This window comes from Microcystis sp. LEGE 00066, assembly GCF_015207925.1.
GTDB classification, from domain to species: Bacteria; Cyanobacteriota; Cyanobacteriia; order Cyanobacteriales; family Microcystaceae; genus Microcystis; species Microcystis ichthyoblabe_A.
The window spans coordinates 1-10,626 of sequence record NZ_JADEVX010000152.1 but is presented as its reverse complement, the minus strand read 5'-3'; the positions used below and the strand labels follow the sequence as shown (position 1 = coordinate 10,626).

Genomic DNA, 10,626 nt, shown 5'->3' with positions numbered 1-10,626 from the left:
GTGTGGGAGAGTGGGGTGATGGGTTGATGGGGTGTGGGGAGAATAAGGGGAGAATAAATAGAAATAATCTCCTATCTCCTATCTCCTGTCTCCTGTCTCCTGTCTCCTGTCTCCTGTCTCCTGTCTCCTGTCTCCTGTCTCCTGACGACTCACTGCCATTAGGAGGCCATGGTAGCTGCGGGACGGCGGCGGCGATAAGTACGATTGTTCGCTGGTTCCGTTGCCGCCGCTTGCAGGAGGAAAATCACTAGAGGTTGACTCTTTAACTCCCGTTTGATTAAACGTTGCAAAGTCGTCTCGATTTCGGCCCGCAAACCGGCCCAATCTGGGTCCCCCATGGCAGTTTTAAATTCACTACTGCGATCGCTTAAACAGCGTTCGATCGCCCGAATAATTAACTGATTCAGCAGCGGGATTTCCACTTTTGTCACCACACCGCGCAAATTAATCTCTGGAGGTGCGCTTAATTGTCCCTCAGCGTTAACGAAGGCGGCGATCGTAATCACACCATCTTCGGCTAACTGTTGTCTTTCCTGCATAATGTGTTCGTGGACCACACCCGCTTGATCGACTAACTCGATTCCCGAAGGCACTGGCGCGCCGATAGCAATGCGATCGCCCGTTAACTCGATCGTGTCACCATTTTTGACAATTACCATATTTTCGGCGGGAATACCCATACTTTGGGCCATCTGAGCGTGTTTGACCAGCATTCGGTGTTCTCCATGCACTGGCACAAAAAACTTCGGCCGGGTCAAAGATAGCATCAATTTATGGTCTTCTTGGGAACCATGGCCAGAAACGTGAATTCCCTTATCGCGTCCGTAAACCACGTTAGCACCCTGCATCATCAGGCGATCAATTGTATTGACCACAGCGATGGTATTACCCGGAATCGGATTAGCGGAAAAGACAATCGTATCTCCCTGACGCACACGAATATGAGGATGTTCACCCTTAGAAATCCGCGTCATGGCCGCTAAAGTTTCTCCCTGGGATCCTGTGGTTAAAATGACGATTTTTTCATCGGCTAAATTGCGGGTCGCTTTTAAGGGTTCAAACAGATCATCGGGACATTTTATATACCCCAAATTACGCGCATGAGCGATGACATTTAACATCGATCGACCCACTACCACCACTTTCCGGTTAAATTTCTGGGCCAATTTCAACACCAGATTAATCCGATGCACCGAGGAAGCAAAGGTAGTGATCATAATCCGTCCCGTTGCTTGGTTAAAAACCCGCTCTAAACCGGGATAAACGGAAGCTTCCGAGGGAGTATAACCGGGTACTTCCGCGTTAGTGGAATCACTCAATAAACATAGCACCCCTTTCTCGCCATGTTCGGCAATTTTTTGCAGATCAAAAAATTCACCATCGACGGGAGTATGGTCAATTTTAAAATCTCCTGTGTGAATAACTACCCCTAAAGGAGTGTGAATTGCTACACAAAAACTATCGGCGATCGAGTGGGTATTGCGGATATATTCCACCATGAAAGATTTACCTAAACGCACCATTTGCCGAGGAGCAACGGTTTCTAATTTGGTACGATTTGCCAATCCTGCTTCTTCCAATTTATCCCGCAATAAAGCCATCGCTAGACGCGGACCGTAGATAATTGGTACATCAAATTGTTTGAGATGGTAGGGAATGCCACCGATATGATCTTCGTGACCGTGGGTGACGATCATACCCTTAATTTTATGGCGATTTTCTCTTAGATAAGTCATATCGGGAAGCACTACATTGACCCCGTGCATATCATCGGAAGGAAAAGCTAAACCAGCATCCAGGAGAATAATCTCATCATCGTATTCAAAAACACAGGTGTTTTTGCCGATTTCGTGTAATCCTCCTAGGGGAATGATCTTTAGTTTTGCTTGGGTTTTATCTTGACTCATTAGGCATCCTTTGATGGTAAGTTATGGTGATTTTTCAGGTTGGTTTTGTGGACGGGAAATCTCAAAAAATGAATAGTTAGAATAAGTCGAACTAGGTAAACAACACCTAGTTAAATTCACTTAGTATCAATACTTTCTGGCTGTTCTAAACTATATTTCTTTTCTTCTAGTGAAGCTATTAATATTATAACCTATTTCTCGAAAAAATCCTAGTTTAGTGGGCAAGAATTTCTAGTATTTTTCTAGATTAAAGCCAATTCTTGCATGATTTTTGCTAATCCTTCTTCTAATTCGGGACTTAAGGAACATAAAGGAAGTCTTAGACCCCCCACTTCCCAACCGACTAGATTTAAGGCCGCTTTAATTGGAATTGGATTAGTGGCACAGAATAAACCTTTAAACAGGGGAAATAATTTCAAATTAATCTCGATCGCTTTGGCCGCATCTCCAGTTAAGAAAGCTTGAATCATTCCTTGAATTTCTTCTCCCACCAGATGACTAGCAACACTAACCACCCCCACCGCACCACAGGTCATTAGGGGTAAGGTGAGAAAATCATCGCCGGAATAAATAGCGAAATTTTCAGGGGTATGACAGTAAATCTTGCAGGTTTGTTCTAAATTACCACTAGCTTCTTTTACCGCCACAATATTATCAACTGCTGCCAGTTTAATAATCGTTTCTGGGGTCATATTTTGACCAGTACGACCAGGGATATTATAAAGCATTACTGGCAGATCGGGACAAGCTTTGGCAATGGTGCGAAAATGCTCGTATAAACCCTCTTGAGGAGGTTTATTGTAGTAGGGAACCACTTGTAAAGAACCATCTAAACCCAGTTTAGCAGCCTGTTGGGTCGCTTCGATCGCTTCGGAAGTGCAATTAGAACCCGTCCCCGCAATCACTTTTCCCCGACCATTAACCGCTTTTTTGACAATACTAAATAGTTCGTATTCTTCCTGCCAACTTAGGGTGGGTGATTCTCCCGTTGTCCCACAGACCACTATACCATCGCTACCGTGGGTAACTAGATAATCGGCCAATTTTTCCACCATCCCATAATTAACTTGACCCTCGACGGTGAAGGGTGTCACCATCGCCGTAATTACTCGTCCAAAATATGTTTCACTCATTGATCAGTTATTAGTTATCAGTTATCAGCAAAAAAAGGTTATCAACTAAATACATTGAAGCTTTTAGCTTAACAAATTAGGTTTTAGATTCGGTCTTTGTTATCAGTTTTTGAGCGATCAGCAATCAGCTTTAAGACTGGATTTGTCCGATTAATTAGCGATTTTTCTAGTTATCATTGCCTTGGTCTAGCTGATGGCTGATAGCTTAATTATCAAACTGTTGCTAATCTTGAACCGACGAGATTTTTCTTAACTAAAAGTTCGGCAATTTGTACAGCATTTAAAGCCGCACCCTTGCGAATTTGATCGCCGCATAGCCATAATTCTAGACCATTAGGATGGGAGATATCTTGACGAATGCGTCCCACTAATACTTCATCGCGACCGGTAGCATCAATTGGCATGGGAAAATAGTTAGCGTCCCAATCTTCCACTAATTTTACCCCCGGAGCAGACTCAAGAATTTCTCTGGCTTTCAGCACAGAAAAAGGCCGACTAAATTCTAGGTTAACCGATTCCGAATGAGCCCGCAGGACGGGAACCCTCACACAGGTGGCGCTAACCCGCAGCTCTGGACAAGCAAAAATCTTGCGGGTTTCGTTGACCATTTTCATTTCTTCCTCGCAGTACCCTTGACCATTAATCGGGGTATTGTGGGGAAAAAGATTAAAAGCGAGGGGATAGGGGAAGGAATTAGTGGGGGGTTGCCGATTGTCAAGAATTGCTTGTGCTTGCTGTTTTACCTCCTCCATTGCTCGCGCTCCAGCACCACTAGCGGACTGATAAGTAGAAACTACTACTCGCTCGATCGCCTGTACTTGGTGGAGAGGCCAGATCGCCACTCCTAAAAGAATTGTCGTACAGTTGGGATTAGCGATAATGCCCCGGTGATTGTCCACACTGTCGGGATTGATTTCTGGGACAACTAAAGGCACTTCGGGATTCATGCGAAAAGCACTGGAGTTATCGATAATCGTCGCACCGGACTCGACAATAGTTTTCGCCCAAGCTTTCGAGGTGTATCCTCCCGCAGAAGCGAGAACGATATCCACGTCCTGAAAAGAGCGCTCGTTTACCGCTTCGATGAGGAGACTTTCGCCCTGAAAATCGAGGGTTTTTCCAGCAGAACGCTCGGAAGCCAGTAATTTTAGACTAGCGAGAGGGAATTGACGACTAGCTAATAACTCTAGTAATTCCGTTCCCACGGCCCCGGTGGCCCCTAAAATAGCGACCCGTACTTTTTGACTCAAATTGTGTTACCTCCTGACGAGTTGGGTGATGATAATGGTCTGAAGAAATCGTTACAGTAAAAAATCTTTTTTGTCCACCGAGTTATTCTCAAGCTTGGATTGATCGGCTTTTGATCAGTAAAATTTTCTGATTGGGCTTAACTGCCCAAGGACGGAATAAATTAAATATACCCCATTGACCGCTAAAATAAAAAGATTGTGACAGCTTGGGGAGCAACTGCAGCTATTCCCCTAGAATATCATGAGCGGGACGGATCCACCGCAGGCGTAAACACCGCTCACCCTATTATAAACGTTCCTTGTCGTAAGAGCTAGAAAAATCAATGAAAGTTATTCAGGAAAAGCTTCCTGCCAGTCAGATAGGTTTAGAAATTGAAATTCCCGCCGAAACCACGAAAAACACCCACGAGAAAGTGGTAAATAATTTAGCGAAGTCGGCCAATATACCCGGTTTTCGCCCCGGTAAGGTTCCCCGTCAGATTCTTCTGCAAAGATTGGGAACTAAAGCGGTAAAAGCGGCAGTAATTGAGGAATTAATCGAAAATTGCCTCGAATCTGCCCTAAAACAGGAGGGGATCGAGTCCCTGGGTAATCCCCAGCTATTGTCTCAGTTTGAGGATTTGATCGCTGCCTATGAACCGGGTAAAGCTTTGACTTTTTCAGTTTCCGTGGATGTGGCCCCGACAATTGTTCTCGGAGATTACGAAAATCTGAGCGTTACTGCCGAAGAAACCGTTTATGATCCCGAATCCGTGGAAAATTGGTTTAAAGAGCGTCAAGAACAGTTAGCGACATTGGTTCCCGTGGAAGATCGCGGGGCGCAGCTAGGAGATGTGGCGATTGTTGATTATCGAGGAAAATCCGCCGAAACCGGCGAGGATATCCCGGATATTGACGGCGAAGATCTGCGGGTGGATATGGAAGCAGGACGCTTTATCGAGGGGATGGTAGAAGGAATTATCGGCATGAAACCGGAAGAAGTCAAAGAGATGACTTTAACTTTCCCGGAAGATTATCCGAAAGAGGATGTGGCAGCAAAAGCGGTAATCTTTACCATTACGATGAAAGAGTTAAAAGCCAAGGAATTACCAGAGCTTGACGACGATTTTGCCCAAGAAGTCAGCGATCAGGAAACAATCGCCGAATTAAGAGCAAGTTTAGAGAAACGCTTCCAAGAACAAGCGGAGAAGGAAACCAAAGAAAGCATTTATGACGCTTTAACCAAGGAATTGGTCAAAGGTGCGACTTTAGATTTACCGGAGACGCTGATCGAAAAGGAAGTGACGCATATTTTGACCCAAAGCTTCATGGAATTTCAACAAATGGGGCTAGATGTCAACCAGTTGTTTACAAAAGATAATATTCCCAAAATGCGGGAAAGCACCCGTCCCGATGCGATCGAAAGTCTGAAAGAGACTCTGGTGGTGCAAGAATTGGCTAAAGTCGCCGGCATTGAAGTCAGTCCCGAAGCGGTAACGGAAAAAATCGCTAAAATCATGGCCCAATTGTCCGATCGCGACATAGATAGGCAGCGTCTGGAACAGGTGATCACCGAAGAAATCCTAGCGGAAAACACCCTAGAATGGCTGAAGGAAAAAGCTACTATCACCCTCGTCCCCAAAGGTTCCCTAGAGGAAGAAACAAGCGAGGAGGAGGAAACAGAAGAAACCTTCGCATTCACCGAAGTGGAAGTGTTGGCAGCCGAGGAAGAACCGTAAGGAGTTAGCAGTCGTGTTGGGTGTTGGGGTGTTGGGGTTTTAGGGTATTGGTTGAATTCCCCCATTCCCCCATTCCCTGATCACTGATAACTGCTCACTGATAACTGATAACTGATTCCTGCCAACCGGGGGAAACTTAGGGCATAATAGATGGACAGAAGTGCTAAAGATGCTTAACATTTGCCAGTAAAAGCTCCACAGCCAAGCAAAAACCCTAAGATTGTGATAGCGGAACCGAAAAAATTATGCTCGAATCGAGATCACCTGACTACCCAATTACCAGTAATTATCGCCCTGCTATCTACGCCAACACGGGGAGAAACTCCCTAGCTAACGTTTTACCCGTGGTAATCGAACAGTCTGGCATGGGTGAACGGGCTTTTGATATCTATTCTCGACTCCTGCGCGAGAGAATTGTCTTTTTGGGAACTCCCGTCGATGATCAGGTCGCTGATTCGATCGTCGCCCAACTCCTCTACTTGGAGGCAGAAGATCCCGAAAAAGATATCCAACTCTATATCAACTCCCCCGGTGGTTCCGTTTATGCCGGACTAGCTATCTACGACACCATGCAACAAATTCGCCCCGACGTGGCGACAATTTGTTTCGGTTTAGCCGCTAGTATGGGAGCATTCCTGCTTTGCGGCGGCGCAGCAGGTAAACGGATGTCCCTACCCAGTAGCCGGATCATGATTCACCAACCCCTCGGCGGCGCCCAAGGTCAAGCTAGTGATATCGCCATCCAGGCCAAAGAGATCCTCTATATTAAACAGAGACTCAATACCATGCTGGCTCACCACACTGGTCAACCCTACGATCGCATCGCCAACGACACCGAACGGGACTTTTTCATGTCGGCCGTCGAAGCCAAAGAATATGGGTTAATCGATCTGGTGATTTCCCGTCCCGAACTGCCCGATCCTACCGTTCCCGTTACTTCCCTGTAAATAAACTATGTCTAAGTACGACTCCCACCTCAAGTGTTCATTTTGCGGCAAATCCCAGGAACAAGTGCGAAAATTAATCGCCGGGCCGGGGGTCTATATCTGTGACGAGTGTGTGGAACTGTGTAACGAAATTCTCGATGAGGAATTGATGGAACCGCCCAGTCCGGTCGCCCCAGTGGAGGAACGTCCCAACAAACGGCGATCGGGCCAAAACAAAACCACTTGGGAACAAATTCCCAAACCAAGAGAGATTAAAAAACACCTCGATGACTACGTTATTGGTCAAAATGAGGCGAAAAAAGTGCTTTCGGTGGCCGTTTATAACCATTACAAACGCCTCAAAGATATCCAAACCCAAAAAGCCGGTGGCGGTAGTCCAGAAGATAGCATCGAACTGCAAAAATCCAATATTCTGTTAATTGGTCCCACAGGATCGGGAAAAACCCTTCTAGCTCAAACTCTGGCTAAAATCCTCGATGTACCTTTTGCCGTCGCCGATGCCACCACTTTAACCGAGGCCGGTTATGTGGGGGAAGATGTGGAAAATATTCTCTTGCGTCTGTTACAAGTGGCAGATTTAGACGTGGAAGAAGCGCAGCGGGGCATTATCTACATTGATGAAATCGATAAAATTGCCCGCAAGAGCGAAAATACCTCGATTACCCGGGATGTGTCCGGAGAAGGGGTACAGCAAGCTTTACTGAAAATGTTAGAGGGAACGATCGCCAATGTTCCCCCCCAAGGCGGCCGCAAACACCCCTATCAGGATTGTATTCAGATTGACACCAGCAATATCCTGTTTATCTGCGGTGGGGCGTTTGTCGGTTTAGATAAGGTGATCGATCAGCGTCTCGGTAAAAAATCCATGGGCTTTATTCAACCGGGAGATAGCCAAGCTAGTAAGGATAAGGTGGCGGCAGGGTTATTAAAACAAATGACTCCCGATGATTTAGTCAAATTTGGCATGATTCCGGAGTTTGTCGGTCGGATTCCCGTCCTAGCGGCGCTTTCACCCCTGGATGAGGAAGCTTTAATCGCTATCCTGACGCAACCCCGCAACGCTTTGGTGAAACAGTATCAAAAACTGTTGAAGATGGACAATGTACAGTTAGAGTTTAAATCTGATGCCGTCCTAGCGATCGCCCAAGAGGCCTATCGTCGCAAAACCGGGGCCCGGGCCCTACGGGGTATTGTCGAGGAATTAATGCTCGATGTCATGTACGAATTGCCCTCGCGCAAGGACGTGAAACGCTGTTTAATCACCCGCGAAATGGTGGAAAAACGTTCCACGGCGGATCTATTGGTTCATCCTTCCTCTCTACCCAGTCAAGAATCCGCTTAAGGGGAAAAATCGAGGTTAACCATGCTCAATACCGTTTCCGCAATTGTCAAAGAAGGCCGGATCGAACTCCTCGAATCCGTGCCGATTCCAGAGGGTACTAGAGTTCTAGTCACCCTCATCCCGGAGGAGACAAACTCGGACTTCTGGCAAAAAGTCAGCGAAACTGCACTGGCTAAGATTTGGGATAATCTGGAAGACGACATCTATGAACGATTACTGGAAGCTTGAAATCGTTCTCGTTCCTTACTCCTTAAGAGAATCGGACGACTATCGGACACAGATGCGCGACGTTGGCAAAACTCTTGACGAGGATGGCTAGGTATCTAAGTAGGTGGGTGGAATTAAATATAAGATGAACGTAGGTTGGGTTGAAGCATGAAACCCAACGCCCGCATAGGTTACGCTACCGCTAACCCATCCTACAAATAATTGTACCTCCCTACTTAAGTAGGTGGGTGGAATTAAATATAAGATGAACGTAGGTTGGGTTGAAGCATGAAACCCAACGCCTGCATGGGTTACGCTACCGCTAACCCATCCTACAAATAATTGTGCCTCCCTACTTAACTATCATGAAAACTCAAATAATCGATAAAACAATCACTGTCCGCGGTGTTCCCCACTATTACGAGTGGATTCGGGGGTCAGAATCTGCCCAGAAAAAGCCGGTTATGGTGTTTATTCATGGTTGGGGAGGATCGGGACGCTATTGGCGATCAACCGCTGCGGCAATTTGCGATCGCTTTGATTGTTTATTGTACGATATGCGCGGTTTTGGTCGGTCTAAATTGCCAGAAAAATCTCTTGATCTTTCCTACGATTTAGAAGAATATGCCCTTGATTTGGCCTTGTTTTTAGATAGTTTAGAAATTGAAAAAATCTATCTCAATAGTCACTCTATGGGGGCATCGGTAGCGACTTTTTTTATTACTATGTACCCCGAAAGAGTGGTCAAAGCAGTTTTAACCTGTAATGGCATTTTTGAGTATAATAAAGCGGCTTTTGCTGCCTTCCATAAATTCGGTAAGTATGTAGTACAGTTTCGTTATGATTGGTTTTTAAAAGTACCTTTTGCCGATCAATTATTTATGGCGAGATTTTTGCATCGATCAATCCCAAAATCAGAAAGAATTGCTTTTTTAGAAGATTTTTTAGCGGCAGATTACGAGGCCGCCCTAGTCACAATTTATACATCTGTGAGTAAAAAAGCAGTGGAAATTATGCCTGGTAAATTTGCCGAGATTAAGATACCAACTCTTTTAGTATCAGGGGAAAAAGACATTATTATCCCCGCCAAAATGGGCAAAATGGCGGCGGATTTGAATAATAATATCCAGTATGTGGAAATGGCTAATACCGCTCACTTTCCCATGTTAGAAGATGCCCCTACTTATCTACAAAAATTGCGAGATTTTTTGGAAATTAATTAGGGTTTGCTAGGGGAAATGAGTTTCAATGATGTGACTGACAAGTATATTCAGGATAAAGAGTTACGCCGTCAGGGTGGATATTTGGGGGTACAGCGTCGCCAGGATTTAAAACCAGAAATATCTGCTGCTGTGTTTGCTACGAAACCTCCTCAGTTGCTTAAAGCTATTGTGAAAGCTAAAGGGATAAGCTTGATTTTTGTATAGGAAATTATACAGCCGGAATTGGACGATAAGTACCTAAGCAAAATTAATTACACATATCTAACTACCTCTTACCTTCTGGGCTCTTCTCAAATTTGTGTGATAATTTTTGCTTATGTAAGGTTAAATGCTTACTGGTCAGGACTTTTAGGACTATTTTGAAAAGAACTCTTGCAAATTAATTATATGTTATAATAATGGGCCAACTAATTTTCCCAAAAAAATTAGTTAATCAGTACATTCGTCCTGAATGAAAACTTGAAGTTTAACTTTTAACTCAAAACTCTTTAGAGCTGCTTTAATTTGGTTATCAAAACCGGCTCTTCGTTACTTGTTATGGTTCGATAGGGGGGCATAAATCAACAAAATCTTTATCTGGTAAGGGATTTAATTGATTAGTTCGCTTTAGATAAAAAACAATTGACAAAAATCGCCCAATGTCTTTCTCTATAAGGGTTCCATCCCTTATAACTCCCGTCTATTGCATAAGACAAACCGAAGAACCTCAAAACCTCTTTATTTAAGCGGCACAAACTATCTCAATTATAAAAATTGAGAATAAATTCTCCTTGACTTGATTAATCTTTAGGCAACTTTTAAGAAGCTGCTATACCTATCCCTAACTCACAGTTATAAATAGCCGCCAACAAGTTAACTCTTAAACTATATCTTCGACGACGATTCCGATATTTACAGGA

At 44.6% G+C, this 10,626-nt stretch carries 9 protein-coding genes and 1 pseudogene; 6 read left to right on the top strand and 4 right to left on the bottom strand.

Annotated elements, in window-relative coordinates; all coding sequences use genetic code 11:
- Nucleotides 1-158: 158 nt before the first annotated feature.
- The 3 genes from IQ224_RS17800 to IQ224_RS17790 all read right to left on the bottom strand — a co-directional run bounded on the left by IQ224_RS17800 (nt 159) and on the right by IQ224_RS17790 (nt 4,290).
- Entirely contained in the window at nt 159-1,907 is a 1,749-nt protein-coding gene (locus tag IQ224_RS17800; protein WP_002745130.1) for a ribonuclease J, read from the bottom strand.
- Between the two features lie 242 nt (nt 1,908-2,149).
- Nucleotides 2,150-3,040, bottom strand: coding sequence for a 4-hydroxy-tetrahydrodipicolinate synthase (dapA, locus tag IQ224_RS17795; protein WP_194033292.1), 891 nt, complete (start codon nt 3,038-3,040; stop codon nt 2,150-2,152).
- 212 nt (nt 3,041-3,252) lie between these two features.
- Nucleotides 3,253-4,290 (bottom strand): aspartate-semialdehyde dehydrogenase, encoded by a 1,038-nt coding sequence (locus IQ224_RS17790; protein WP_194033291.1) that lies wholly within the window; start codon nt 4,288-4,290, stop codon nt 3,253-3,255.
- Nucleotides 4,291-4,613: 323 nt separating this feature from the next.
- Between IQ224_RS17790 and tig the strand changes: the two genes are divergently transcribed.
- The 6 genes from tig (at nt 4,614) to IQ224_RS17760 (ending at nt 9,931) form a co-directional block, all read left to right on the top strand.
- Nucleotides 4,614-6,008 carry a trigger factor gene (gene tig, locus IQ224_RS17785; protein ID WP_194033290.1) on the top strand — a complete coding sequence of 465 codons (1,395 nt, stop codon included), beginning with the start codon at nt 4,614-4,616 and terminating at the stop codon, nt 6,006-6,008.
- Nucleotides 6,009-6,253: 245 nt separating this feature from the next.
- Nucleotides 6,254-6,955 (top strand): ATP-dependent Clp endopeptidase proteolytic subunit ClpP, encoded by a 702-nt coding sequence (clpP, locus tag IQ224_RS17780; RefSeq protein ID WP_004157387.1) that lies wholly within the window; start codon nt 6,254-6,256, stop codon nt 6,953-6,955.
- Nucleotides 6,956-6,962: 7 nt separating this feature from the next.
- Complete coding sequence (gene clpX / locus IQ224_RS17775) at nt 6,963-8,297, top strand: ATP-dependent protease ATP-binding subunit ClpX (RefSeq protein WP_036401487.1); 1,335 nt, start codon at nt 6,963-6,965, stop codon at nt 8,295-8,297.
- 21 nt (nt 8,298-8,318) lie between these two features.
- Nucleotides 8,319-8,525, top strand: coding sequence for a hypothetical protein (locus IQ224_RS17770; protein WP_004157391.1), 207 nt, complete (start codon nt 8,319-8,321; stop codon nt 8,523-8,525).
- Nucleotides 8,526-8,869: 344 nt separating this feature from the next.
- Entirely contained in the window at nt 8,870-9,727 is an 858-nt protein-coding gene (locus IQ224_RS17765) for an alpha/beta fold hydrolase (protein ID WP_084989801.1), read from the top strand.
- Nucleotides 9,728-9,742: 15 nt separating this feature from the next.
- Complete coding sequence (locus IQ224_RS17760) at nt 9,743-9,931, top strand: peptidylprolyl isomerase (RefSeq protein ID WP_110980648.1); 189 nt, start codon at nt 9,743-9,745, stop codon at nt 9,929-9,931.
- Between the two features lie 593 nt (nt 9,932-10,524).
- On the opposite strand, the pseudogene IQ224_RS17755 reads toward IQ224_RS17760, so the two are convergent.
- Nucleotides 10,525-10,626: pseudogene (locus IQ224_RS17755) on the bottom strand (IS5/IS1182 family transposase); the annotation flags it as partial.

Excerpts from the sequence above, each read along its gene's own strand:
- IQ224_RS17800 (WP_002745130.1), bottom strand. The coding sequence starts at position 1,907 with ATGAGTCAAGATAAAACCCAAGCAAAACTAAAGATCATTCCCCTAGGA.
- dapA (WP_194033292.1), bottom strand. The coding sequence starts at position 3,040 with ATGAGTGAAACATATTTTGGACGAGTAATTACGGCGATGGTGACACCC.
- tig (WP_194033290.1), top strand. The coding sequence starts at position 4,614 with ATGAAAGTTATTCAGGAAAAGCTTCCTGCCAGTCAGATAGGTTTAGAA.
- clpP (WP_004157387.1), top strand. The coding sequence starts at position 6,254 with ATGCTCGAATCGAGATCACCTGACTACCCAATTACCAGTAATTATCGC.
- clpX (WP_036401487.1), top strand. The coding sequence starts at position 6,963 with ATGTCTAAGTACGACTCCCACCTCAAGTGTTCATTTTGCGGCAAATCC.
- IQ224_RS17770 (WP_004157391.1), top strand. The coding sequence starts at position 8,319 with ATGCTCAATACCGTTTCCGCAATTGTCAAAGAAGGCCGGATCGAACTC.
- IQ224_RS17765 (WP_084989801.1), top strand. The coding sequence starts at position 8,870 with ATGAAAACTCAAATAATCGATAAAACAATCACTGTCCGCGGTGTTCCC.
- IQ224_RS17760 (WP_110980648.1), top strand. The coding sequence starts at position 9,743 with ATGAGTTTCAATGATGTGACTGACAAGTATATTCAGGATAAAGAGTTA.